21 protein-coding genes are annotated in these 24,309 nt (G+C 73.6%); 8 read left to right on the top strand and 13 right to left on the bottom strand.

Translation table 11 applies throughout. The features are described 5' to 3' along the window. Positions 1 to 29 precede the first annotated feature (29 nt). Both PVK37_RS21655 and PVK37_RS21650 read right to left on the bottom strand, forming a co-directional pair. Positions 30 to 815 carry a hypothetical protein gene (locus PVK37_RS21655; protein ID WP_275029455.1) on the bottom strand — a complete coding sequence of 262 codons (786 nt, stop codon included), beginning with the start codon at positions 813 to 815 and terminating at the stop codon, positions 30 to 32. Between the two features lie 16 nt (positions 816 to 831). Beyond that, the gene (locus tag PVK37_RS21650) at positions 832 to 1,488 is read right to left on the bottom strand and encodes an RNA polymerase sigma factor (RefSeq protein ID WP_275029454.1); all 657 of its coding nucleotides are present in this window, start codon (positions 1,486 to 1,488) and stop codon (positions 832 to 834) included. Between the two features lie 547 nt (positions 1,489 to 2,035). On the opposite strand from PVK37_RS21650, the gene PVK37_RS21645 reads away from it, so the two are divergent. Next, positions 2,036 to 3,436 carry a serine/threonine-protein kinase gene (locus tag PVK37_RS21645; RefSeq protein WP_275029453.1) on the top strand — a complete coding sequence of 467 codons (1,401 nt, stop codon included), beginning with the start codon at positions 2,036 to 2,038 and terminating at the stop codon, positions 3,434 to 3,436. Positions 3,437 to 3,462: 26 nt separating this feature from the next. Here PVK37_RS21645 and PVK37_RS21640 read toward each other — a convergent pair whose 3' ends face one another. Beyond that, positions 3,463 to 4,137: a DUF305 domain-containing protein gene (locus PVK37_RS21640; RefSeq protein ID WP_275029452.1), complete on the bottom strand. Its 675-nt coding sequence runs from the start codon at positions 4,135 to 4,137 to the stop codon at positions 3,463 to 3,465. Between the two features lie 134 nt (positions 4,138 to 4,271). Between PVK37_RS21640 and PVK37_RS21635 the strand changes: the two genes are divergently transcribed. Further along, positions 4,272 to 5,708: an LVIVD repeat-containing protein gene (locus tag PVK37_RS21635; RefSeq protein WP_275029451.1), complete on the top strand. Its 1,437-nt coding sequence runs from the start codon at positions 4,272 to 4,274 to the stop codon at positions 5,706 to 5,708. Positions 5,709 to 5,810: 102 nt separating this feature from the next. On the opposite strand, the gene PVK37_RS21630 is transcribed toward PVK37_RS21635, so the two are convergent. After that, complete coding sequence (locus tag PVK37_RS21630) at positions 5,811 to 6,809, bottom strand: linear amide C-N hydrolase (protein WP_275029449.1); 999 nt, start codon at positions 6,807 to 6,809, stop codon at positions 5,811 to 5,813. Positions 6,810 to 6,920: 111 nt separating this feature from the next. Between PVK37_RS21630 and PVK37_RS21625 the strand changes: the two genes are divergently transcribed. Next, complete coding sequence (locus tag PVK37_RS21625) at positions 6,921 to 7,142, top strand: DUF2188 domain-containing protein (protein WP_275029448.1); 222 nt, start codon at positions 6,921 to 6,923, stop codon at positions 7,140 to 7,142. Between the two features lie 77 nt (positions 7,143 to 7,219). Here PVK37_RS21625 and PVK37_RS21620 read toward each other — a convergent pair whose 3' ends face one another. Next, positions 7,220 to 7,567, bottom strand: coding sequence for a hypothetical protein (locus PVK37_RS21620; protein WP_275029447.1), 348 nt, complete (start codon positions 7,565 to 7,567; stop codon positions 7,220 to 7,222). 243 nt (positions 7,568 to 7,810) lie between these two features. Between PVK37_RS21620 and PVK37_RS21615 the strand changes: the two genes are divergently transcribed. Then, on the top strand, positions 7,811 to 10,801 hold the full coding sequence (locus PVK37_RS21615) for a carbohydrate binding domain-containing protein (RefSeq protein ID WP_275029446.1): 2,991 nt from the start codon (positions 7,811 to 7,813) through the stop codon (positions 10,799 to 10,801). Positions 10,802 to 10,857: 56 nt separating this feature from the next. Here the strand turns inward: PVK37_RS21615 and PVK37_RS21610 are convergent, their stop codons facing one another. Further along, a complete protein-coding gene (locus PVK37_RS21610) occupies positions 10,858 to 11,766 on the bottom strand; it encodes a hypothetical protein (protein ID WP_275029445.1) in 909 nt (302 codons plus the stop codon). A 508-nt stretch (positions 11,767 to 12,274) separates the two neighbouring features. On the opposite strand from PVK37_RS21610, the gene PVK37_RS21605 reads away from it, so the two are divergent. After that, entirely contained in the window at positions 12,275 to 14,548 is a 2,274-nt protein-coding gene (locus PVK37_RS21605; protein WP_275029443.1) for a glycoside hydrolase family 43 protein, read from the top strand. A 124-nt stretch (positions 14,549 to 14,672) separates the two neighbouring features. Here the strand turns inward: PVK37_RS21605 and PVK37_RS21600 are convergent, their stop codons facing one another. The 4 genes from PVK37_RS21600 to PVK37_RS21585 form a co-directional block, all read right to left on the bottom strand. Further along, positions 14,673 to 15,593, bottom strand: coding sequence for a carbohydrate ABC transporter permease (locus PVK37_RS21600; RefSeq protein WP_275029442.1), 921 nt, complete (start codon positions 15,591 to 15,593; stop codon positions 14,673 to 14,675). Continuing rightward, positions 15,590 to 16,519, bottom strand: coding sequence for a carbohydrate ABC transporter permease (locus tag PVK37_RS21595; protein ID WP_275029441.1), 930 nt, complete (start codon positions 16,517 to 16,519; stop codon positions 15,590 to 15,592). The genes PVK37_RS21600 and PVK37_RS21595 overlap by 4 nt, the downstream gene beginning before the upstream one ends. A 55-nt stretch (positions 16,520 to 16,574) precedes the next feature. Next, positions 16,575 to 17,813 carry an ABC transporter substrate-binding protein gene (locus tag PVK37_RS21590; protein WP_275029440.1) on the bottom strand — a complete coding sequence of 413 codons (1,239 nt, stop codon included), beginning with the start codon at positions 17,811 to 17,813 and terminating at the stop codon, positions 16,575 to 16,577. 148 nt (positions 17,814 to 17,961) lie between these two features. Continuing rightward, positions 17,962 to 18,165, bottom strand: a complete 204-nt coding sequence (locus tag PVK37_RS21585; protein WP_275029439.1) for a helix-turn-helix transcriptional regulator — start codon at positions 18,163 to 18,165, stop codon at positions 17,962 to 17,964. Between the two features lie 112 nt (positions 18,166 to 18,277). On the opposite strand from PVK37_RS21585, the gene PVK37_RS21580 reads away from it, so the two are divergent. Then, on the top strand, positions 18,278 to 18,766 hold the full coding sequence (locus tag PVK37_RS21580) for a hypothetical protein (protein WP_275029438.1): 489 nt from the start codon (positions 18,278 to 18,280) through the stop codon (positions 18,764 to 18,766). Between the two features lie 13 nt (positions 18,767 to 18,779). Here PVK37_RS21580 and PVK37_RS21575 read toward each other — a convergent pair whose 3' ends face one another. The 3 genes from PVK37_RS21575 to PVK37_RS21565 form a co-directional block, all read right to left on the bottom strand. Further along, positions 18,780 to 19,307, bottom strand: coding sequence for a 2'-5' RNA ligase family protein (locus tag PVK37_RS21575; RefSeq protein WP_275029437.1), 528 nt, complete (start codon positions 19,305 to 19,307; stop codon positions 18,780 to 18,782). A gap of 122 nt (positions 19,308 to 19,429) precedes the next feature. Continuing rightward, entirely contained in the window at positions 19,430 to 20,044 is a 615-nt protein-coding gene (locus tag PVK37_RS21570) for a response regulator transcription factor (RefSeq protein WP_275029436.1), read from the bottom strand. A gap of 14 nt (positions 20,045 to 20,058) precedes the next feature. Then, positions 20,059 to 21,378: a sensor histidine kinase gene (locus PVK37_RS21565; RefSeq protein ID WP_275029435.1), complete on the bottom strand. Its 1,320-nt coding sequence runs from the start codon at positions 21,376 to 21,378 to the stop codon at positions 20,059 to 20,061. A 134-nt stretch (positions 21,379 to 21,512) separates the two neighbouring features. On the opposite strand from PVK37_RS21565, the gene PVK37_RS21560 reads away from it, so the two are divergent. Continuing rightward, positions 21,513 to 22,337: a hypothetical protein gene (locus tag PVK37_RS21560; RefSeq protein WP_275029434.1), complete on the top strand. Its 825-nt coding sequence runs from the start codon at positions 21,513 to 21,515 to the stop codon at positions 22,335 to 22,337. An 88-nt stretch (positions 22,338 to 22,425) separates the two neighbouring features. Then, positions 22,426 to 24,255 carry a DEAD/DEAH box helicase gene (locus tag PVK37_RS21555; protein ID WP_423790829.1) on the top strand — a complete coding sequence of 610 codons (1,830 nt, stop codon included), beginning with the start codon at positions 22,426 to 22,428 and terminating at the stop codon, positions 24,253 to 24,255. Positions 24,256 to 24,309 lie beyond the last annotated feature (54 nt).

Genomic DNA, 24,309 nt, shown 5'->3' with positions numbered 1-24,309 from the left:
GCGCGAGGCAACATCGGTGGGCGCGCAGGTTACGGGCGACCGGCGGGCCCGTGGGTGGAACCTGGCGGCCCGGTGGGCCGGCCCGGTGCCGAGGGGTGGGCGGACGGCACGGTCGACGGGCGGGTGGGTGGCCCGGCCGATGGTGGGGCCGCCGGCGGGGTCCGCTCGGACGCGAGGTCCCGGCAGTACTCCTCGACCTGTGCCGGGCCACCGGCCGCGTCGACCAGGGCGCGGAACGCCGGGCTCCGCAGGGAACGGCCGCGTTCCGCCCGGTCGGGTTGCGCCAGGTAGGCGTTGCAGAGGCCGGGCAGGGACGCCGGTACGGCGCTGGTGGCCCGGCCGGCGTCACGGCCCGGCCCGGCGGTTCCGGAGGTCGGCGTCGGGGTGGGGGCGGCGGTTCCGGCCGACGGCGAGGGACCGGACGGGTCGGTGGACTGTCCGGTCGGCGGGGTGCCCGGGGTGCCGGTGGCCGGTGGCGGGGTGGAGGCGGGGTCGGGCCGGTCCAGTCCGACGGTGGCGACGGCGACCCCGGCGGTCGCGGTCACCGCGACACCGGCCACCCAGGCCAGGGTGCCGACGGTGCGTCGGCGGCGGGGCCGACCGGCGGTGGGGGCCGGCCGCTCGGTCCGGGCCGCCCGGAAGGCGGCGAGGGCCGCCTCCTCGCCGGCGAGGTCACCGGGGCCGGCCGGAGCCGAGGCGGCGGCGAGGAGGCGGACGACCGGGTCGGGCGACTCGTCGGCGTGCGGCGCGGCCGCCGCCGCGAGGAGCCGTTCGGTGGCCTGCTCGTCCGGGCGGCGGGATCGACGGAAGCGCATCCAGAACTCCCTCACGTCAACCGTCCGCCGGTTCGGCGTGGGGCGGGGCCGGGGCGGGGCGACCGCGGCCGGTCCGGGGCCGGGGCGGGGTGGGCCCGGTGCCGGTGGCGGCGGTGTCGGTGGCCGCGGGCCGGGCGTCCGCGCTCTGGTCGAGGAGCGCGGCGAGCCGGCGCAGCCCCCGGTGCGCGGCGGTGCGGACCGCGCCGGAGCGCTTGCCGAGCACCCGGGCGGCGGTCTCCGCGTCCAGCCCGATCACGGCCCGCAGCAGGACCGCTTCCGCCTCCCGGGGTGGAAGTGTGGCGATCAGCGCGATCGCCGCCTCGGTGCCCAGGGTCTCGCTGGCCCGTTCGGCGGTGTCGCTGTCGCCGGGCAGCTCGCTCAGGGACTGCACGGGCACCGGCACGGTGGGGCGGCGACGCTGGCGACGCAGGTGGTCCATGGCCCGGTTACGGGCGATGGTGACCGTCCAGGCCCGGAACTCCCCGCCGGTGAAGCCGGGCAGGTCCCGGGAGACCTGCAACCAGGTCTCCGAGGCGACGTCCTCGGCGTCCGCGCCCACCAGCGCGGTGAGGTAGCGCAGCAGACCTGGTTGCAGGGTGCGGTAGAGGAAGCGGAAGGCATCCTCGTCTCCGTCCTGCGCGGCGCTCACCGCCGCGTTCAGTTCTCCGGTCATCGGGTCGTCGATCCTGCCACGCGCCCGCCCCGGTCCGATCCGTCGGGGTCGGGGACGTCGCCACCCGACCGGACCTCCACCCGCGCCATCAGCCCCCCGCTGAGCTCGATCGTGTCCGTGCCGGAGCGGCCGGACGACGCACCGGGACGGGACCGCCCGGTTTGGCGGGTTACCACCCCTTTTGTCGGGGCCAGCCCGAGTCGGGGTAACGGTAGGAGTGAAGCTACGTAGCGACAAGGCGGCAACACTGAAGAAACAAGTGACTTAAATCAACCTGGCGCTGCGGCGAGTCGCCGTAACGCCGCCGGGCCGACGGACGCTCTCGATTCGCGGGGCCGTCACGGCCACCGCCGTCGACGGTGGCATTCCCCCAGCGTACGACCGACGGCCCGGAACCGGCTCCGGCAGCGCCGGCCCAACCCCGGTCCATTGCCCGTCGCCACCACCGGTCGAGGGTCACGCATCGTGCCGGCACCACTGCGAGGCGCCCACGGCGGCGGGGGATCGCGCCCGGATAGCCTTACGCCCCGGTGGGTACGGTATTGCTGTGTTGTCTTCGGGAGTCGTACTCAGCGGTCGGTACCGCTTGGACGAACGTGTCGCCACCGGCGGCATGGGCGAGGTCTGGCGCGCGTCTGACGTGGTGCTGGGCCGCCAGGTGGCAGTGAAGATCCTGCTGCCCGCGCTGGTGTCCGACCCCGACTTCATCGCCCGGTTCCGGGCCGAGGCCCGGATGATGGCCGCGTTGCGGCATCCCGGCATCGTGCAGGTCTACGACTGCGGCGAGGACGAGCTGCCCGACGGCGGCAAGGCCGACTACCTGGTGATGGAGTTCGTCCAGGGCCAGCCGCTGTCCAAACTGATCGAGGCCGAGGGCCGGCTCGACGTGGCCCGGACGATGTCGGTGGTGGCCCAGGCCGCCGAGGCGCTGCATGCGGCGCACAGCGGCGGGATCGTGCACCGCGACGTGAAGCCGAGCAACCTGATGGTGCAGGAGAGCGGCGCGGTCGTCCTGGTCGACTTCGGGGTCGCCCGGTCCACCAATGTGACCAGCATCACCAGCACCAACGCGGTGCCGGGTACCGCCCTCTACATGGCACCCGAGCAGGCGTCCGGCAAGCCGGTCTCGGCAGCGACCGACATCTACGCCCTCGGCGCGGTGGCCTACTGCTGCCTCACCGGTGGCCCCCCGTTCACCGGCGACAACCCGCTCCAGGTGGCGGTCCGGCACCTGGACGACGAGCCGCCGCCGCTGCCCGCCGAGATCCCCCAACCGGTCCGTGAGCTGGTCTCCCGGGCACTGGTCAAGGACCCCGCCGACCGGTACCCGACCGGTGCGGCGATGGCCGAGGCGGCCCGCGAGGCGACCGACTCGGGCGTCACCACCACGGCCGGCGGCACGCCCACCGTGGTGGTCCCGGGTGCGCTGCGGTCCTCCGGACCGGACACCCGCACCGATCTGCCCGCCGTGCCGGCCGCCCCGGGCGGCGGTGCCGCCAACCGCCGGCGGGGAACGCTGGTCGGCGCGGTCGCGGCGGTACTGGTGGCCCTGACCGGCCTGGTCGCCGCGCTCGGCTTCACCAACGACGACGCCGCGCGGGCTCCCGACCTGACGCCGTCCACGTCGGCGGCGGTGCCCAGCCAGGCGCCCGAGGAGTCGGCCACGGTCGAGGAGTCGGCGGCGGGTCCGACCCGACCCAACCGGGGCGGTCAGCCCACCGGGCGGCCCTCGACCGACGTCACCGCGACGCCGAGCCCCGGTCCGAGCCCCACGGCGGACCCCGTGCCGACCGACGACCCGACCGGCGCGCCGACCACCACCCCGCCGACCGCGCCGACCACCACCCCGCCGGTGGAACCGACCACCGCCGCCCCGACCGAGCCGGGCACCACGACCGCGCCGGCCGGCGGGGGCGGTGGTACCGACACCGGCACCGCCGGCGGCTGACCGACCCGGCGGGGACGGCGCGGGGGTCACCCGTCGACCAGGGCGCGCATCCGGTCGATCTCGACGTTCTGCTCGACCGCGACCGCGTTCGCGAAGTCCGACAGGGTGGGATCGGCACCGGCCCTGAGCAGGTCCGTGGCCATCCTGACCGCGCCCTCGTGGTGCGCGGTCATCATCGTCACGAAAAGCCGGTCGAAGTCGGCTCCCCGGGCGGCGGCGAGCCGCTGTAGCGCCGCCGGGGACTGCATGCCCGGCATGGTGGCGTGGTCGTGGCCGGCCGCCTCCAACGGGAGCCCCCGGGTGTCGAGCCAGGCGCGCAGCACCCCGACCTCCGGGGCCTGGCTGGCCCGGATCCGGTCGGCGAGGGCCCGGACGGCCCGGTCACCGGCCCGGTCCGGGGCGAGGGCCGCCATCTCCAGCGCCTGCTGGTGGTGCGGGATCATCATCCGTACGAACCAGACGTCCGGGCTGTTGTACCGGGGCGAGGGGTCCGGGCGCACCTGGTCGGCGGGGCGGGTCACCGCCGGTTCGCCGGGACGCCCCGGCACGATCACCGCAGGCCCGTCCGAGGTGGCGGCGGCGGGGGTCGGGGCGACCGACGGGGCGGGACGCTCCCGGGGCGTCCTGAGCACCACGACGACCACCACCACCAGAAGCAGCACCGTGGCCACGGCCAGGATGCGTCCACGCAGGATGGTCATCGGTGGCCCCTCCTCTCTCGCGGTCCGGCAGATCGTATCCAGGAGATTAACTGCCCCGACTCCGATCACATCGACTGCTATCGTCATGGAGCGCCTCTTCCGGTACCAGCCTCACCACGCGAAGGACGTCGCCGATGAGCAGACTTCCCGCCGCCCGCCAACTCCGATACCTGGGCCTGGCCGCCGCCGGCCTCCTCCTGGCCACCCTCGCACCGGCGACGCCCGGTATCGCGCAGGTCACGGCCAGCGGGCCGGCGGCCACCGTGGACCAGGGCATCCCGGGCATCGACGAGATCGTCAGCAGCCCCAACCTCCGGCAGGTCGCGCACCTGCCCCGGTCCGCGCCCCTGGACGTCGGTATCAACAGCGACCTGGCCTTCCAGGGCAGGTACGCCTTCGTCGGCAACTACGACGGTTTCCAGATCTACGACATCGCGAAACCGGAACGGCCGAAGCTGGTGTCGCAGGTGTTCTGCACCGGGTCACAGAACGACATCTCCGTCCACGGTGACCTGCTGTTCCTCTCCACCGACACGCCCCGCAGCGACGACTCGTGCACGAGCACCCGGGTCGACCCGCAGGCGACCGCGTGGGAGGGCATCAAGATCTTCGACATCAGCGACAAGGCCAACCCGCGCTACATCAAGGCGGTCCAGACCGCCTGCGGCTCGCACACCCACACCCTGGTGCCGGCCAAGAAGCGCGGCACCGTCTACCTCTACATCTCCTCGTACGGCCCGTCCAGCACGTACCTCGGCTGTCCCCCGCCGCACGACTCCATCTCCATCGTCAAGGTGCCGTTGCGGACCCCCACCGACGCGGCCGTGATCGCCACGCCCAACCTGTTCCCCGACGGCGGCTACCCGGGTCGTCCGGGCGGCTCGGCCACCAGCGGCTGCCACGACATCACCGTGTACCCGACGAAGGACCTGGCGGCCGGCGCCTGCATGGGTGACGGGATCCTGCTGGACATCGCCGACCGGGAGGCCCCCCGGGTGATCAACCGGGTCCGGGACACGGAGAACTTCTCGTTCTGGCACTCGGCCACGTTCAACAACGCCGGCACCAAGGTCGTCTTCGTCGACGAGCTGGGCGGGGGTGGCGCGGCGACCTGCAACGCGACCGTCGGGCCGAACCGGGGCGCGAACGCCATCTACGACGTCACCGGGGCCGGGGACGCCCGCTTGTTGGCCTTCCGCAGCTACTACAAGATCCCCCGGGCCAACGCCGACACCGAGAACTGCGTGGCGCACAACGGCTCGCTGATCCCGGTGAAGGGCCGCGACGTGATGGTCCAGTCCTGGTACCAGGGCGGCGTGTCGGTCTGGGACTTCACCGACTCGGCGAAACCGAAGGAGATCGCCTACTGGGAGCGGGGGCCGCTGGCGACCGACCAGCTCACCTTCGGTGGCACCTGGTCGGCGTACTGGTACAACGGCTACATCTACTCCAGCGACACCATCAAGGGGCTGGACGTGCTGGAGCTGAAGGACCCGCGCACCTGGTCGGCGAACCTGACCCGGTACCAGGAACTCAACCCGCAGACCCAGCCCAGCTACCGCAGCCGGTAGCCGCCGGCGTCATCGGCCCGGCCCCCGTGTTCGGGGGCCGGGCCACAGCGTACGCGGGGGCCGGGCCAGGTCCCGGTACGCGGGAGGCCGGGCCGGAGCAGGTCAGGCCACCGGCAGCCGGTACTCCCGCCGCCCGCCGCCGGCGGTGACCACCCGGACCTCGCCGCTGCGCAGCCCGTACGTCACCGACCAGCGGGTGTGGCCCTGGCGGACCCGGTCGAGCAGTTCCAGGGCGGCCGGCGCGTCCACCGTCCCGCCGGCCTTCGTCAGCGCCTCGGCCAGCACGCCGTACCGGTGGTCGTCGCGGCGACGCTGCTCCGGCACGTCGATCACCGGCACGTTGGTCAGCGCCCGCCAGCTCTCCCGGCCGGACTGCACCCGCATCCGGCCGTCGACGAACTCCACCACCGCGGACGCGCCGGTCGCGTCGGCGAGCAGGTAGTGCAGCGGCGGGCCGCCCTCGAAGTCGAGGTTGTAGCGCTCGAACACCCGGACCGCCTCGGCGACGGTGGCCGCCTGGTCGAGCACCAGGCGCAGGATGCGGACGCTGCCCACCCGGGGCCGGCCGGGCACCGGTTCGGCGCGGGCGTTGTCGTCGGCGGCCAGGCCCACCGCCAGGCCCCGCTCGTTCATGCCGTCGAAGGGCAGCAGCGGCGCGTCCAGCAGCCGGGGGTCGCCGGCCGGGTCCGGACCCACACCCAGGTACGAGATGTCGACCAGGGAGATCGAGGCGTACCCGTCGGGCGGGTCGGTGCGCAGCACCATCGCCGGGTTGGGTTCCCAGTCGAAGTTGCGGGCGAACAGCGGCCGGTCCGGGTCGCCGAGGGCGGCGAACAGCGAGCAGCCGACCGGGCTGGGGGTGGGCCGGTCCAGGCCGGCCTGCGCGTCGTACGCGCCGACGTAGGTCATCTCGTACAGCGGCAGGTCGTCGACGCGACGCAGGCTCGCCAGGGTGCGCTCGGCCTCGGCGGGGCTCTGCCGCGAGGACAGCGGGGTGGCCGTCGGGTCCGGGGCCGGGTCCCCGCCGGCCGGCGTCGAGGTCGCGCAGCCGGTCAGCGTGAGCAGCACGGCCAGGCCGAGGACGAGCGCAGGTTTCCGCATAGCTGCAAGACGCTAGGTCAGCGGCGGCGGGTTGTCCATGGTGGCCGATGGCGACCGTTTCCACCCGCCCGGGTCGGGGTACCACGACGACCGAAGGGAAGGTGGGTGACGATGACGCGCAACGAGTACCACGTGGTGCCCAGCGGTGAGGGCTGGAAGGTCGAGCAGGGCGGCAACCAGATCGGCACGTACGACACCAAGCAGAACGCGGTCGACGCCGGACGCAAGGTGGCGCACGGCAACGAGCCGAGCCAGCTCGTCGTGCACACCGCCGACGGCCGGATCGAGACCGAGTACACCTACCGGGACGACCCGTACCCTCCGGCGGGCTGATCCCGCCCCGAACTCCGGCGGCCTGCCGAAGCCATCAGCGTCGATGGTCTCGGCAGGCCGCCGGTCGTCGTGGCGGGTCAGCGGGACGGGATGCGGTCGAGCTGCTCGGCGACCGCCGTCGCGGTGAGTTCCGGTCGTCCGCCGGGCCGGCCCACGGTCGCGCCGGCCGCCGCCACCGCCTGCCGGGCCACCCGCTCGTACGGTTCGTCGCGCAGCAGCCCGGCGGCGGGGTCGGCGGGCCGCTCACCGGTGAGCAGGGTCGCCTCCGGTAGGTCCTCCAGGTACCGCCAGTGGGCCGCGGCGTCGACCACGTCCACGATCAGGCCGGTCGTCGCGCCGGCCCGGTGGATCACCGGGTCGACGTCGATGCCGTCGGCACGGGCGCAGGCGACCAGCCGTCGGCCCACCTCGTCGTCGCCGACCACCGCGAGCAGCCCTACCCGGACGCCGAGAGGACTTACCCGACGGCGGCGGGGACACACCGGACGTCCCCGGACGTAACCGCCGGTCCGCCGGTCGAACATCTGGTGTCCAAACGTCGATACTGGTAACTTCCCTGCAACCTTTCAAGTTCTTGCAGCAAGAAGCAGGCGCATGGCGTCAGCCTCCGCAAGAACGTTCATCCCGCGCGTCCCCCGCCGGGCGGGAGCCTCCCCCGAGGAGAGTCGATGAGCAGCAGGACCCACCACCCCCGACGACGGTGGACCGCCCTGGCCGTCGCGGCCGGCCTGGTCGCCGGCCTGGCTCCGCCGACCGCCGCGTCGGCAGCCCAGAGCGTCACCGTCTACTACCGGCCCCCGACCGCCTGGGGCAGCACCGTCAACATCCACTACGCCCCGACCGGCGGCGCGTGGACCACCGTGCCCGGCGTACCGATGGACACCGCCTGCACCGGCTGGCGCAAACGGACCATCGACCTCGGCGCGGCCACCGGCGCGCAGGTCGTCTTCACCAACACCACCGGCACCTGGGACAACAACAACGGGGCCAACTACCGGCTCGGCACCGGCGTGGTGACCGTCTCCGGTGGCGTGATCGGCACCGGCGACCCGTGCGTCGCGACCGAGCCACCGGCCGCCCGGTCGGCCGAGGTCTGGTACCACACCGGCACCCGGGGCTGGACCACCGCCAACCTGCACTACCAGCCCACCGGCGGAAGCTGGACCGCCGTGCCCGGCGTGCCGATGGAGACCGTCTGCGCCGGCTGGGCCCGCAGGACCGTCGACCTGGGCACCGCCACCGGGCTGCGGGCGGCGTTCAACAACGGCTCCGGACAGTGGGACAACAACAACGGCGCGGACTACGGCATCGGCGCCGGGATCAGCACCGTACGGGCCGGCGTGGTCACCCCGAACGCCACCGCCCCGTGCGCCGCGCCGACCCCGGACACCACCGCGCCGAGCGTCCCGACCGGCCTGACCGCCACCGCCGACGGGGTACGGGTCACCCTGGCCTGGGGCGCGTCCACCGACGACCGGGGCGTGACCGGCTACCGGGTCACCCGGACCGGGGGCAGCCAGGGCACCGTCACACTGACCACCACCGGCACCGGCCTGGTCGACGGCAACCTCAGCCCGACCACCCGGTACGAGTACACCGTCCGGGCGTACGACGCGGCCGGCAACACCTCGGCGGCGAGCGCCCCGGCGGCGGCCACCACCGGCACCGCTCCCCCGGCCCCGCCCGGCGGCAGCCCGCTCGGCGGCGATCCGCGCGAGGACACCATCTACTTCGTGATGACCGCCCGGTTCGCCGACGGCGACAGCAGCAACAACCGGGGCGGCAGCCAGCACGTCAAGTCCGGCAACGCGGCCAACGACGACCCGATGTTCCGGGGCGACTTCCAGGGACTCGTCGACAAGCTGGACTACATCAAGGGGCTGGGCTTCTCCGCCATCTGGATCACCCCGGTGGTGCTGAACCGCTCCGACTACGACTTCCACGGCTACCACGGCTGGGACTTCTTCCGGGTCGACCCGCGACTGGAGAGCCCCGGGGCCGACTACCAGGAGCTGATCAACGCCGCGCACGCCAAGGGCATCAAGATCTTCCAGGACGTGGTCTACAACCACAGCTCCCGGTGGGGCGCGAAGGGCCTGTTCACCCCCACCGTCTACGGCGTACGGGACGAGCAGTGGAAGTGGATGTACAGCCGGCAGGAGCCGGGCCGGTCGTACGACCCGATGGTCGAGCACGCCGGGAACGACCCGGAGCTGACCCCGGCGCAGAACGCGCTCGCCAAGGGCCGCCCGTACAACGGCGACGTCTGGTCGACCGCCGCGCCGGCCGGCAACCAGTGCCCGCGCTGGGGCACCCCCAACGGGCGGAGCCCGGAGGGCTTCACCCTCTACGACTGCCAGTGGCCGTCCCCGACGAACAAACTCTTCCCGGCCGACCTGTACCACCAGTGCTGGATCGGCAACTGGGAGGGTGAGGACTCGCGGAGCTGCTGGCTGCACGAGGACCTGGCCGACTTCAACACCGAGAACCCGACGGTGCAGAAGTACCTGATCGACGCGTACAACCGGTTCATCGACATGGGCGTGGACGGCTTCCGGGTCGACACCGCCGTGCACATTCCCCGGGTCACCTGGAACCGCCGGTTCCTGCCGGCGTTGCAGGCGCACGCGGTGGCGAAACACGGCGAGAAGGGTAGGGACTTCTACGTCTTCGGCGAGGTGGCCGCGTTCGTCAACGACAAGTGGAACCGGGGCTCGGTGAACCACTCCGCGCAGTTCTTCACCTGGAAGGAACGCAAGGAGTACAGCCCGGACGACGTCCGCGCCGCGATCGAGCAGTACGACTACGAGCAGCTCCTCGGCACCGGCAACCAGCCGACCAGCGACAACGCCTTCCTACGCGGCAACACCTACCACGCCCCGGACCATTCGAAGTTCTCCGGCATGAACGTCATCGACATGCGGATGCACATGAACTTCGGCGACGCGTCGAACGCCTTCCACAACGGAAAGGACTCCGACGACAGCTACAACGACGCCACCTACAACGTGGTCTACGTCGACAGCCACGACTACGGGCCGAACAAGTCGAACACCCGGTACACCGGCGGCACCGACGCGTGGGCCGAGAACATGAGCCTGATGTGGACGTTCCGCGGCATCCCGACGCTCTACTACGGCTCGGAGATCGAGTTCCAGAAGGGCGCGAAGATCGACTGCGGGCCGACCTGCCCGCTGGCCACCACCGGACGCGCCTACTACGGCGCGCACCTGGAGGGCAGCGTCACCGCCACCGACTTCGGGGTGGTCGGCTCGGCCACCGGCCCGGTCGCGGCCACCCTGGACAAGCCGCTGGTCAAGCACGTGCAGCGGCTCAACCAGATCCGCCGGGCGGTGCCGGCCCTGCAGAAGGGGCAGTACTCCACCGAGGGGGTCAGCGGCAACATGGCCTTCAAGCGCCGGTACACCGCCGGCGGCGTGGACAGTTTCGCGCTGGTCACCGTCTCCGCCGGGGCGACGTTCACCGGCATCCCGAACGGCACGTACACCGACGTGGTCACCGGTGACGTGAAGACGGTCGGCAACGGCACGTTGACCGCCAGCGTCAGCGGCCAGGGGAACCTGCGGGTCTACGTCCTCGCCCTGCCGGGCAACCCGGCCCCGGGCAAGGTCGGCGCCACCGGCCCGTACCTGCGCTAGACAGCGTCGGGCGGGGCACGCTGCGTGACGCAGGGTGCCCCGCCCACCGTCGCCGGTCAGTGACCCCGACCGGCCTCGTACGCCCGGCGCAGCCGGGGTACGGCAGCCGGGGCGACGCACAGGTGCCACCCCGGCCCCTGCGCGACGACGTTGATCTCACCGGCGTGCTGCCGACCGAGCAGCACGGTGGTCAGCACCGCCCCGGCACCGTCGTGGCGGGACCGGGGCACCGCCACGTCCACCGCCCAGCCCAGACAGTGCGCGCCGGGCCCGATCGCCGCGTCCCCGAGCCGGCGCAGCCGGTGCTGGGCCTCCAGGCTGCGGGTCAGGCCGGTGACCCGCAGCGGGGGCGTACCGGCCGGGGCGGCGAGCGCGAACTCGGCGGCGACCTGGTTGAGCAGCGCCACCACCTCGGGACGGGCCCGTGGCAGCGGCATCCCGGCGGGGTGCGGCGTCCGGTGCGGGTCGATCCGCCGCCGGACGGCGTGCGCGAACCGACCGGCCGGGCCGGCGGGCCGGGCCCGGTACCGGAAGCGCAGCAGCCCGCGACGCCGCAGCGCGTCGAGGTCGACCAGGTCGGCGTCGTGCCGCACCTGGTCGTCGGTGCGGTAGGCGGCGCTCCGCGCCCACCATGCCACGTCGATCCGGGTGAGCAGGAAGAACCGCACCAGCGCGGTGAGGTCGGCACCGCGACGGCGGGGGTCGGGCCGGTGCCGGGCCACCTCCAGCAGCAGGGTCTCCCGGGCGCTGACCAGCCCGTGCGGGGTGGCCGTGAGCACGTCGGCCAGCGCCGGCTCGCCGAGCCGGTCGGTGAGCAGCGCCTGGCGGGCCTGGACGCAGTGCCGGTCGGCGAGCGCGCCCACCTCCACCAGCAGGTCGGCCACGGCGGCCCGGTACGCATCCAGGTCGGGTCGGTAGGCGTCCAGGTCGGGTCGGTAGGCGTCCAGGTCGGGTCGGGCCGGCACCGGGCGGGCCGGTGGGAGGGCTTCGGCCGGTCTGCGCCCCGGCGGCACCGGTTCGGCCCGGTGGCCCGGCGGCACCGGTTCGTCTCTACGCCCCGGCGGCACCGGTTCGTCCGGGACGCGGGCCGGGCCGGGGGCGGCGGCCAGGCGCGGGCCGGAACCTCGACTGGGCGTTCGCATGGGCGGTCCTCTCTCCCGGTACGACGACGGGACGGACGTCGCGCTGATCCAGGTGCGCTGTCGACCCATGGGCCGGCAGGCCGAGCCTGATTCCGACGGTAACGGCCATTTCGGTGGTTTGTGCGAGGATCGCTCCGATTTGCCGGTAAAGCGGGCGGAAGGTGGACCACGGCCCAGCCCGGTCGGCGGTTCGGCACCTCCCGAGCCGATGCGTCGGACCTGCGGGGGCACGCGGCCGGAGGCTTTACAACGTTGTATCCAACGTTGTAGAAAGGCACCGCACCGCAGCGACCACCCTCGACACATCGCCAAGACCCCCAAGGCAGGTCCGATGGGACACCTCCGCCGCGGCGGCGCGTGCAGCGCCGTACTCGGGCTTCTTCTCGCCACCACCGCGTCCGCGCCGGCCCTCGCCGCGCCGGACGACCGTCCGCTCCGCCCCGCCGACACGCCGACCGCGTCCGGCGGCCAGCCGGCCCGCTACGCCAACCCGCTCTCCGCGTCCTTCGCGGACACCTTCGCCGACCCGGTGATCGTCCGCGGCCCCGACGGCCTCTGGTACGCCTACGGCACCACCGACCCGCTCCGCGAGGGCGAGAAGACGTTCCACGGCATCCCGATGGCCCGCTCCGCCGACCTGGTCGACTGGACGTACGTCGGGGACGCGTTCACCCCCGGCCAGCGCCCGGCGTACGCCGCCGAGGGGGCCGGCTTCTGGGCCCCCGACGTGCGCTGGGTCGACGGCCGCTGGGTGATGTACGTGACGGTCACCGACACCACCGTCTCCCCCGACGGCGGTGACTTCGCCGTCGGCGCGGCCACCGCCCCCTCCCCCACCGGCCCGTGGACGTTCGTCGACGAGCCGGTCGTCGCGCCCCGCCCCGGCGGCGGTGGCGGCTGGCTGTGGACCATCGACCCCAGCCAGTTCACCGACGTGGACGGACGCCACTACCTCTACTACGGCAGCTACTACGGCGGCGTCTCGGTCACCGAGCTCACCGCCGACGGGCTGCGCGCGGTCGGCGAACCGACCCCGGTGGCGATCGACAACAAGTTCGAGGGCAGCTACGTGCTGCGCCACGACGGCTGGTACTACCTCTTCGCCTCCACCGCGAACTGCTGCGCCGGGCCGGCCACCGGCTACTCCGTGCACGTCGGCCGGTCCCGCAGCCCACGCGGGCCGTTCGTCGACGCCGACGGGATCTCGCTGACCGCGTCCCGGGCCGGCGGCACACCGGTGCTCACCCAGAACGGCAACCGCTGGATCGGCGTCGGGCACAACGGCTTCCTCACCGACCTGTCCGGGCAGGACTGGATCGTCTACCACGGCATCGACCGCGCCGACCCGTACCTGGACGAGCCGTTCGGCATCAACGAGCGACCCATGCTGATCGACCGGCTCGACTGGGTCGGCGGCTGGCCGGTGGTGAACGCCGGGGCCGGCCCGTCCGACGGCGACCGTCCCGCCCCGGTCACCACCGGAAAGCTGGACGAGCGCTTCGACCGGGCCCTGCCGGCCGACTGGCGGCGTACCGGCGACTGGCGGGTCACCGGCGGCGCGGCGACCGGCAGCGGCACGCTGACCAGCCGCCCGGTCCTCGGCGGGGACGTGCGCGTCGAGACCGACCTGCGCCCGGCCGACGCCGACACCGCCGGTCTCACCCTCGGCGACCGGGCCGACGTACGCGTCGACGTGACCGCCGGGCGGCTGGTGGCCCGGACCGCCGGCGGCCGGACGGCGGTCGCGCCGCTGCCGGCCGGCTTCGACCCCACCCACCGGCACCACCTCGCCGTCGAGGTACGCGGTGACCGGCTGACCGCCGACCTGAGCCCGGCCCGGCTGGGCGACCAGCTCGCCGAGGTGAGCCTGCGGCTGGACCGGCCGGTCACCGGCCCGCTCGGGCTGGCCGCCACCGGCGGGACCGCCGGGTTCGACAACGTCAGCGTGGCCCGGCTGCACCGGCCGGTCCGGCAGACCGTTCCCGAGCCCCGGGCCGGTGGACTGCTGAAGCGGTACTCCGACGAGTTCAGCGATGGCCTCGACGCCGGCTGGGAGTGGGTCCGCGCCGACCCGGCGGCCACCGTACGCGACGGGGCGCTGCACTGGCCGGTGCAGTCGGCCGACCTGACCGGCACCGGCAACACCGCCGGGGTGCTGCTGCGCGACGCCCCGACCGGCAACTACGTGGTCGAGACGAAGGTGACCCTGGACCTGGGCGAGGAGACCGTCCGTAACTACCAGCAGGCCGGTCTGGTGGCGTACGTGGACGACGACCGGTTCGCCCGGCTGAGCCAGGTGGCGATCTGGAATACCCGGCAGGTCGAGTACGGCTACGAGCTGCCGTTCGCCGGTCAGCCGGTGTACGGCGGGAACATCGTCGGCACCCCGGCCACCACCACCTGGCTGCGGCTGGCGCACCGGGTCGACCCGGCCACCGGTGAGCACGAGTTCCGGGCCGGCTCCAGCCGGGACGGTCGCACCTGGACCTGGGGCGGAGTGTGGACCTTCCCGGCCGACACCACGCCCCGCATCGGGCTGGTCGCGCACGGCGGCGCGGAGCCGGCGGTCACCGCCCGCTTCGACTACCTGCGCTTCCACCGCTGACCCGCTGACGGCCGGTCCGCGCGGGGCGCGACACGGCCGGTCCGTACCGCCGGTGGCCGGTCCGCGAGGGTGCGACGCGGACCGGCCACCGGGCCCTCACGCAGGCCGCGTGAGGGCCCGGTGGTCACTTCACCGAGCCGCGCATCACGCCGGAGATCACCCAGCGTTGGGCCAGCAGGTACACCACCACCAGCGGACTCAACGCCATCAGGTAAGAGGCGAACGCGACGGTGTAGTTGGTGTCGAACTGGCCCTGGAAGACGTACTGCACCAGCGGCAGCGTCTGCGCGTCCGGGCTGGACAGGATCACCAGCGGCAGCAGGAAGTCGTTCCAGGCCCACAGGCAGGTCAGAATGCCGACGGTGGCGTTCATCGGGGCGAGCAGCGGGAACACGATCCGCCAGAACGTCGTCCAGATCCCGGCCCCGTCGGTCAGCGCCGCCTCCTCCAGCTCACGCGGCACCGACCGCAGGTACCCGACGTAGACGAAGATGTTGAACGCCAACCCGTAGACGACGTACAGGAAGATCAGGCCGAGCTGGTTGTCCAGGTTCAGCCAGGCGGTCTGCTTCACCACCGGCAGCATGATGATCGGGAACGGCACGAACAGCGCCGAGACGAAGTAGTAGTACAGCCACCGGAACATCCGCCGGTGCATGTTCCGGGCGATCGCGTACGCGACCATCGAGTTGGTCAGCAGGGTCAGCAGCACCGCCCCGACGGTGATCAGCGCGCTGTTCAGCGCGGCGTGCGGGAAGTCGGTCAGCCGCCAGGCGTCGGCGAAGTTCGCCCAGCGCGGGTCGGTCGGCGGGGCGAACCCGGCCCCGCCCAGGTCCTCCGGCGACTTCAGCGCGGTGACCACGGTGAAGTACAGCGGCACCAGCACGGTCAGCGAGCAGACCACCATCAACGCGGTGAGCCACCAGTTGACCCCCGACCTCCGTCGGCGTCCAGGCGACCCGGCCCGGTCGGGGCCGCCGCCCGGGGCAGCGCCGGTCGGCGATGGCGGCACCGGGGTCGGCGGCATCGACGGTACGGCGGTCACAGCGACACCTCCCGACGGCGCAGCACGCGCAGTTGGAGCACGGAGACGACCACGATCACCACGAAGTACGCCACCGCGTTGGCGGTCTGGTACGCGAACTCGCCGCCCTGGAAGCCACCCCGGTAGATCACCATCGACACCGACTCGGTGCTGGTGCCCGGACCTCCCTCGGTGAGCGCGACCACGTGGTCGAAGACCATCAGGAAGTTCTTCAGCGACAACACCATGTTGATCGTGAAGAACGCCGCGATCAGCGGAAACGTGATGCTGCGGAACTGCCGCCAGCGCCCGGCACCGTCGATCGCGGCGGCCTCGTACAGGTCGCCGGGAATGGTCTGGAGACCGGCCAGGTAGAGGATGACCGCGAACGCGGTGGCCTGCCACACCCCGAGCACCACCACGCCGAGCCAGGCCAGTTCCGGGTCGGCGAGAATGCTGGTGGACAGCGCGTCGATCCCCAGGGATTCGCCGAGCGCCGGCAGCGAGGTGCCGAACAGGTACTTGAAGATGTACCCGACCACCAGCACGGCGAGCACGTTGGGCAGGAAGAACACCGCCCGCAGAGTGGTCCGGAACCGGATCCGGGCGTGCAGCCCCAGCGCGATCGCCAATGCCAGGACGTTGACCAGGATCGTCGCCACGATCGCGAACCGGAACGTGAACAGGTACGACGCCCGGATCCGGTCGTCGAGCAGCATGGCGGCGTAGTTGTCCAGCCCGACGAAGTCCCACTCGCCGTAACCGGCGTAGTTGGTGAAGCTGTAGAACACGCCCTGGAGCACCGGGACGGTGTGGAAGACGAAGAACAGCAGGAACGCCGGCAGCACCATCGCGTAGAAGGCCGCCGGCACCCTCCGTCGTCGCCGGACCCGCCGGGGCCGCCGGGCCGCGACGGTGTCCGGCGGATGGGCGGTGCGGACGGCCATGGCGTACCTCCTCGGGGCGGGACGGGCGGCGACCCTTTCTGCTGGTACGGGCGGCTCAGCGACGGCGGGCCACCTTCTCCCACTCCCGGTCGAGGGTGCGCAGCCAGCGGGCCAGGTCGCCGTCGATCAGGTACTGCTGGGTGACCGGCGCGAGCGGCACGGCCAGCGGGACCTGGTGGTCGACGAAGCCGGCCACCCGGCCCTGGCGGAACCAGGGCAGCACCTCGCGCAGCACCGGATCGGTGGGTTCGCTGCCGCGCAACGTCGGCACCGCGCTCTGCTCCTTCGCGTACGCCGCCACCACCTCGGGCCGCAGCAGGTACCGGGCGAACGCCAACGCCTCGGGCCGGCGGTCGGTCTGCCGGCCGACGGTGATGGTCACGTCCACCCCGGACACCAGCCGGGTCGCCTCCGGCGTGTCGGCCGGGATCGGGAAGACCCCGATGTCGAGGTCCGGGCCGACGTCCCGGATCGGCGGCAGCGTCCAGCTCCCCTGCGCGTACATGGCCACCTCGCCCCGGCCGAACGCCTGGTTGCCGGCCGCGTAGTCGCGGGCGAACCGGTCCGGCTGGCCCAGCTCGGTGAGCTGCCGCAGCCGACGACCGGTCTCGGCGTACCCGTCGGCGAAGGTGGTCCGGTCGGCGCGGAGCCGGTCGAAGAAGTCGGCCGGCGCGGTGTTGGCGGCGATGGCGTTGAACACCGGCATCGCGGTCCACGCCTCCTGGAGCGTGAAGTAGAACGGCGTCACCCCGGCCGCTTTCAGGGTGCGCGCGGCGGCGATCAGCTCCGCCCAGGTGGTCGGCACGGCGACCCCGTGTTCGGCGAACAGTCGCCGGTTGTAGAGCATGCCGTTGGCGTTGGCGGCGAACGGCAGGCCGTTGACCTCGCCGTCGGCCCGCACGCCGAGGGCCTGCTGGATCTCCAGAACACCCGGGTCGATGGTGTCCACCACCGGGTCGTCGGCGAAGTCGTGGAAGATGCCCGCCTTCGCCAGCTCACCGAAGTCACCGTCCCCGTTGAGGGCCAGCACGTCCGGCACGTCGTCGCGGACCAGCCGGGTACGCAGCGCGGTCTCCGCGTCCGGTACGTGGTTCTGGCGGACCCGGATGTCCGGGCGTTCCCGCTCGAAGCCGGCGATGATCCGGTCGAAGGTGGCGATCGCCTCCGGCTTGAACTGGAAGAAGTCGAGAGTGGTCCGGCCCCCGTCGGACGGCCCCCCGGTGAGCGCACAACCGGCGGCCAGGACGGTCAGGGTGAGGCCGGCGACGGCCCGGACGGTTCGGCGTAGCACCACGGATCCCACCCCCGTTTCGGCCCGGAGGCAGCACGGATCACCACGCCCCGCGCGCATCCGGTTACGGACGGATCAATTGGTTAACTTCTACGCCTGGTGCTCGGTGGCCGCAATCCGGGGAGCCGTTTCGGGCGGGACGGGACCCGGGTCACTCCGGGTCGTCGGGGGCGTCCAGGTGCGGCCGGTACTGCCGGATCCACGCCTCCACCTCGTCGATCCGCCACACCGCACCCATCCCGAGGACGTCGTACGGCTTGGGGAACTCCGGACGCGCGACGAGTTGGCGTACCCGCTGGCGCGAGACGCCCAACCGGCGCTGGAGTTCACCACTTCCGTACAGGTGTCGTGGCACGGCGTTAGGCTAGCCGTGTGAACACTTGACAAACCGGCAGTGCCTTTTTATGAACTTTACCAAGTGGCACTGCCACCTTGACAAGCACAGCGCCGCCCGGCAACGTGGAGTCATGTTCTGGTCACGGAAGTTCACGCCGGTTCCGTTCGCTCCCCGTCATCGGCCGGTGCTGCGGCGCTGGCGGTTGGCCTGCTCGTGCGGCCTGTCGTCCTGGTGGCGCTGCCCGGACCGCCGCACGCCCACCCCGCCCGGCCCGCTCGCCGCCCCGACCGGTACCTGCGCCGAGCGGCGGGTGCTGCCGTCCCCGGCGTACCGGCCGCCGCGCCCCGGCCGCAACGCCGGCCACTGGACCCGGGTTCCCGCCTCCCGGGCGCACCTGCCGATCCGGCCGGTGTGGCGGTGCCGGATCGACGGCGCGCCGTGGCCGTGTCAGCCGGCCCGGTCCCGCCTGCTCAGGCTGCACGCCGACGACCGGTTGGCGCTGCTGATGTACCTCGGCGGGCTGATGCAGCAGGCCGCCAGGGAGCTACCGGCCGACGTGGACCTGACCGACCGCTTCCTGACCTGGGCCCGCCGCCCCCACCGCACCCCGCACCGCTGAGGAGCACACCGGATCAGTGCGCCATGCGCCCCAGCGCGGTGACCGTACGGGTGGTGCTGTCGTAGCTGCGGGCGGCGACGAACGCGCCGGACGGCCGGTCCACGGCGGCCACCGCGCGGGCCAGCCGCCGGTCGGCGTCCCGGAACCGCAACGCCAGGCTCAGGTGCGGGATCCAGTGTCCCGGCGCGTGCCAGGGCAGCAGCCCGTCGGTACCGGCGTCCACCAGCGTCTCCCAGACGGCGGCGTGCAGCGCGGTGAGCGCGGGCTCGGGACGCAACAGCCAGACCAGCGGGGCGCTACCGTCCAGAACGGTGACCCGGTCCACCCGCACCGGCACCGGCAACGCGGCGTCGACCAGGGCGGACAACCGACCCTCGACACCCGGCGGGAACCCGTCCACCGAGGCGAGCGTCAGATGCGGCCGGTTCGTGGGATGGACGTTGCCGGCCAGGCTGGGCAGCCCCACGGCGGCGAGGCGCTGCCAGGCATCCCGGACGCCGTTCTCCAGGGGCGGGGAGCAGAGCAGCTCGACGGTCCGCACCCGGTCCAGGTTAGTGCGGTCCCCGCGCGGGGTGCCCGGCCCGATGTGCGGCATCCGGGTGTCCCCGGCCAGGGTGAAGGCCCGATATGCCGCAAACGGTGTTGATCACGGTGCGCGCCTCGTCACAGCCAGCCGTTGTCCCGGGCGATCCGGACCGCCTCGGCGCGGCTGTCCGCGCCCAGTTTCTGCACCGCCGAGGCCAGGTAGTTGCGCACCGTACCGGTGGACAGGTGGGCGCGCCGGGCCACCACCGCGACCGGCGCACCGTACTCGGCCAGCCGCAGCGTCTCCAGTTCCCGGGGCGTCAACGGGCACGGCGGGATGCTCAGCGCGTCGGCGGCCAGCGCCGGGTCGACGTACCGGCCACCGGCGTGCACCCGCCGGATCACGTCGGCCAGCGCCCCGGCCGGTGAACCCTTCGGCAGAAAGCCCCGCGCCCCGGCGGTCAACGCCCGGGGCAGGTGGGCGGGGCGGCCGTGGCCGGTGAGGATCACCACCGCACAGTCCGGCAGCAGCCGGGCCAGTTCGGTGGTGACGCCGAAACCGTCCAGGCCGGGCATCTCCAGGTCCACCACGGCCACGTCCGGCCGGTGCGCCAGCGCGCTGTCCACGGCGGTACGGCCGTCGGCGGCCTGGGCCACCACCGTCAGGTCCGGTTCCAGGTCCAGCAAAGCGGCGAGCGCGGCCCGGATCAGGTCCTCGTCGTCGGCGAGCAGGACCCGGATCGCGGAGGTCACCGGGCTCACCGGGCTCACGCGGCGGCCACCGGCACCGTCGCCTCCACGGTGAAGACGTCGTCGGTGTGCCGGACGGCGAGGCTCCCACCCACCGTCGCCAGTCGTTCGGCCAGCCCGGTCAGGCCGTGGCCGCGCCGGTCCGGGCCGCCGCCGGAGTCGAGCCGGTGCGGGCCGTCAACGGACCCGAGCCGGTGCGGGCCGCCGGCCACGGTACGGCCACCGGAGGCCGGGCCGCCGGTCGGCGTCCGGGCGCTGGAGGCCGGGCCGCCGGTCGACGTCCGGCCACCGCTGACGACGCCGTCGTTGGCGACGGTCATCCGGGCCGTGCCGCCGGTCACGGTCACCTCGATCCGGCACCAGCCGGCCCGGCTGTGCCGCAGCACGTTGGTGCTGGCCTCCCGCAGCACCGCGGCGAACGGCACCGCCGAACCCGGCGGCAGGTCCCCGTCCGGCAGGACGACGGTCGGCCGTACGCCGCACGACCGCAGCACCTGCCCCACCGCCTCCACCTGGTCGGCGAGGTCGACGGCGCGGTACCCGTGCACCGCCTCCCGTACCTCGGTCAGGGCGGCGGCGGCCAGCCGGCGTACCTCGTCGGCCTCCCGGCCGGCCCGCACCGCGTCCACCGGGGCCAGCCGGGCGGCCAGCTCGGCCTTGAGGGCGATGACGGTCAACGCGTGGCCGAGCACGTCGTGCACGTCCCGGGCGAGCCGCAGCCGCTCCTCGGCGGCGGCCAGCCGGTCCCGGGCCTCCTGTCCCTGCCGGACCCGCACCAGCAGGTCCCAGAACCAGAACTGGAGACCGTTGACGGCGGCGATGCCCAGCCCCACACCTCCCGCGACGGCCACCTGCCGGCCCACCGAACCACCCGTCCAGGTGGCCACCCCCGCCGCCACGGCCACCGTCACGGCGGTGACCGGCAGCAGGGCACGTACCGGCCCCAGCAGGGGCGCGGTCCCGACCACGCTGGCCCCCAGCCACGCCCAGCTCGGCCAGCCCGGACCGGTCGTCGCCGACGGCGGGGCGGCGGCCAGCGGCGCCACCAGCGGAACGCTGAGCACCGCCGCGCCGACGAAGGCGAGCCGGCGGCGACGGCGGACCCGGTCGGCCAGCCAGGGGGTGACGGCCGCGTGCACCGCCGCGCCCTGGGTGGCGGCGAACAGCACGATGCCGACCGCGCCGGCGACCAGCCGCAGCGGGTCGGGTTCCCGCAGCAGCCCGACGCCGGGCAGGAACAGGCTCGCCCACAGGCCGCTGGCCAGGGAGAGCAGGGTGACCGTGCGGGCCCGGCGCAGCCACCGGTCCGGGTCGGCGGTGGTGGGGTCGGTGGGCACGGTCCCGATGGTAGGCAAGCCCCGCGCCGCCCGGCGTACCCCGGAACGCACGGGTACGCCGGGCGTTGTGCACGGTCGACCGGTGACCGGGTACGGGTGCCGTCCGGGCGCGGGTACGCCGGACGCTCGACGGCATGACCGACACGACGCTCGTGAGGAACCCACCGACCGACCGCCGCCGGCTGCTCCGGCACGTACTGGAGATGCTCGCCGCCATGGTGGCCGGGATGCTGCTGCTCGACCCGCTGTGGACGGTGGCCGCCGACCGCCTCGGCCGGTCCGACGTGCTGGCCCGCCCCGGGGTGGGCGCGCTGGTGATGGCCGTCGACATGGCGGTCGGCATGACGGTGTGGATGCGGTACCGGGGCCACCCGTGGACCGGGGTCGCCGAGATGAACGCCGCGATGGCGGTGCCGCTGGTGCTGCTGGTCGTACCGTGGTGGGCCGGCCTGATCGACGCGGACGCCCTCACCCTGGGCGCGCACCTGCTGATGGTGCCCGCGATGGTCGCCGTGGCCTGGCGACGGCGGGATGCCGACGTGCGCCACGACGCGCCGGCGGGCCGACTGGGCACGCTGCTGCGGAAGCGCTGGCCGACCCTGCTGGCCGTACTGGTGACGGCCGACCTGTGGTTCGCCCCGACCGTGCCGGACCCGTGGTTCCTGCTGGTCCTGCCGGCCGGCTACCTGCTGATCGGCGCGTACCGGCGGCAGTTCGCCGACCGACGGGTGCTGGCCGCGCAACTGGCCCACGCGGTCGGCTGGACCGCGCTGGCCGCGGTCGCGGCGCACGTGGCCGACCCGCTGGCCACCGTTCTGGTGGCCGCCGGCTGGCTGGCGCACGCGGCCTGGGACGGGTGGCACCACCGGCGGGACCGGGTGGTGCCGCGCGGGTACGCCGAATGGTGCATCGTGTTCGACATCGCCGTCGGCGTCACCGTCCTGCTGACGCTGCTCTGACCGCAGCGCCGCCGGCCCGGGACATTCGGCAGAGCCGATGTGCCCGGTCGCCGCGACGGCTCCGGCAGGGTGATGGAAGGCTTGTCCCATGAGTTCCGCACCTGTACGGCCAGAACCAACCTCCGCACCGACCGTTCCGGACGACCTCGACCAGGCGGTCGCCTTCACGGATCTCGGGCTGCGTCCCGAGCTGCTGGGCGCGTTGTCGTCGCTCGGCTACGAGGAGCCCACCCCGATCCAGCGCGAGGCGATCCCGCCCCTGCTGACCGGCCGTGACCTGCTGGGCCAGGCCGCGACCGGTACCGGCAAGACGGCCGCGTTCGCGCTGCCCCTGCTGCACCGGCTGCCCGTCGACCGCGAGTCGGGTGACCCGGTGGCGTTGGTGCTCACCCCGACCCGGGAACTGGCCGTCCAGGTCTCCGAGGCGCTGCACCGGTACGGCCGGGAACTGGGCGTACGGGTGCTGCCCATCTACGGCGGCCAGCCCATCGGCCGGCAGCTGCGGGCCCTGGACACCGGGGTGGACATCGTGGTGGCCACGCCGGGGCGGGCGCTGGACCACATCGCCCGGGGCACCCTGCGCCTCGGCGGCCTCGCCACCGTGGTGCTCGACGAGGCGGACGAGATGCTCGACATGGGTTTCGCCGAGGACATCGAGGCGATCCTGGAGCACGCCCCGGCCGACCGGCAGACCGTGCTGTTCTCGGCGACGATGCCGTCCCGGATCGACGGGATGGCCCGCCAGCACCTGACCGACCCGGTGCGCATCCTGATCGCCCGGGAGCCGGCGGTGGCCGGGGAGTCGCCGAAGGTCCGGCAGAGCGCGTACATCGTGGCGCGCGCCCACAAGCCGGCGGCGCTGGGCCGGGTGCTGGACGTCGAGTCGCCGACCGCGGCGATCGTGTTCTGCCGCAGCCGGGAGGAGGTCGACCGGCTGACCGAGACGATGAACGGCCGGGGCTACCGGGCCGAGGCGCTGCACGGCGGGATGAGCCAGGAACAGCGGGACCGGGTGATGGGGCGGCTGCGTGCCGGCACCGCCGACCTGCTGGTCGCCACCGACGTGGCCGCCCGAGGGCTGGACGTCGAGCAGCTCACCCACGTGGTCAACTACGACGTGCCGTCGGCCCCGGAGTCGTACGTGCACCGCATCGGCCGGGTCGGCCGGGCCGGGCGGGAGGGGGTGGCGATCACCCTCGCCGAGCCGCGCGAGCACCGGATGCTCAAGACCATCGAGCGGGTCACCGGGCAGCGGATCACCATCGACAAGATCCCGACGGTGGCGGACCTGCGCACCCGGCGGCTGGAGCTGACCCAGGCCGCACTGCGGGAGAGTCTCCTCGAGGACGACCTGGAGCCGTTCCGGGTGATCGTCGAGTCGCTCTCCGACGAGTTCGACATGATGGAGGTGGCCCTGGCCGCGGTGAAGCTCGCCCACGAGGCCACCTCGCCCGGCGCCGACGACGTCGAGGAGATCCCGCAGGTCCCGGTCCGGGCCCCCCGCGAGGGGCGGCCCGGGTACGAGGGACGCGGTGGGGAGCGTCGTCCGGCCCGGCCCCGCACCGGGGGCACCACCCAGGTGTTCATCGGGCTGGGCCGGCGGGCCGGGGTACGCCCGCAGGACCTGGTGGGGGCGATCACCGGCGAGACCCGGGTCAACGGGCGGGACATCGGCTCGATCGAGATCGCGGACCGGTTCTCGCTGGTGGAGGTGCCGCAGGCGGTCGCCGACGAGGTGATCGCCGGGCTGCGCAACAGCACCATCAAGGGCCGCAAGGCGACGGTACGCCGGGACCGCGACGGTGACGGCGGCACTCCCGAGCGCCGGTACGACGGCGGCGGCGAACGCCGCTTCGACGGTGGTACCGAACGCCGGTTCGACGGCGGCGACCGGCGGGACCGCCGCGACCGCCGCTGACCAGCGGCGTCGGCGGGGTTGCCGCTGACCGGCGGGTCGGCATCGACCGGCGCT

This window comes from Micromonospora cathayae (assembly GCF_028993575.1).
GTDB classification, from domain to species: domain Bacteria; phylum Actinomycetota; class Actinomycetes; order Mycobacteriales; family Micromonosporaceae; genus Micromonospora; species Micromonospora cathayae.
The sequence above is the reverse complement of the archived record's forward strand: the minus strand, read 5'-3'. Positions and strand labels throughout refer to the sequence as shown.

Coding starts and splice junctions, on each gene's coding strand:
- PVK37_RS21655 (WP_275029455.1), bottom strand. CDS start 815: ATGCGCTTCCGTCGATCCCGCCGCCCGGACGAGCAGGCCACCGAACGG.
- PVK37_RS21650 (WP_275029454.1), bottom strand. CDS start 1,488: ATGACCGGAGAACTGAACGCGGCGGTGAGCGCCGCGCAGGACGGAGAC.
- PVK37_RS21640 (WP_275029452.1), bottom strand. CDS start 4,137: ATGACCATCCTGCGTGGACGCATCCTGGCCGTGGCCACGGTGCTGCTT.
- PVK37_RS21635 (WP_275029451.1), top strand. CDS start 4,272: ATGAGCAGACTTCCCGCCGCCCGCCAACTCCGATACCTGGGCCTGGCC.
- PVK37_RS21630 (WP_275029449.1), bottom strand. CDS start 6,809: ATGCGGAAACCTGCGCTCGTCCTCGGCCTGGCCGTGCTGCTCACGCTG.
- PVK37_RS21625 (WP_275029448.1), top strand. CDS start 6,921: ATGACGCGCAACGAGTACCACGTGGTGCCCAGCGGTGAGGGCTGGAAG.
- PVK37_RS21615 (WP_275029446.1), top strand. CDS start 7,811: ATGAGCAGCAGGACCCACCACCCCCGACGACGGTGGACCGCCCTGGCC.
- PVK37_RS21605 (WP_275029443.1), top strand. CDS start 12,275: ATGGGACACCTCCGCCGCGGCGGCGCGTGCAGCGCCGTACTCGGGCTT.
- PVK37_RS21595 (WP_275029441.1), bottom strand. CDS start 16,519: ATGGCCGTCCGCACCGCCCATCCGCCGGACACCGTCGCGGCCCGGCGG.
- PVK37_RS21580 (WP_275029438.1), top strand. CDS start 18,278: ATGTTCTGGTCACGGAAGTTCACGCCGGTTCCGTTCGCTCCCCGTCAT.
- PVK37_RS21560 (WP_275029434.1), top strand. CDS start 21,513: ATGACCGACACGACGCTCGTGAGGAACCCACCGACCGACCGCCGCCGG.
- PVK37_RS21555 (WP_423790829.1), top strand. CDS start 22,426: ATGAGTTCCGCACCTGTACGGCCAGAACCAACCTCCGCACCGACCGTT.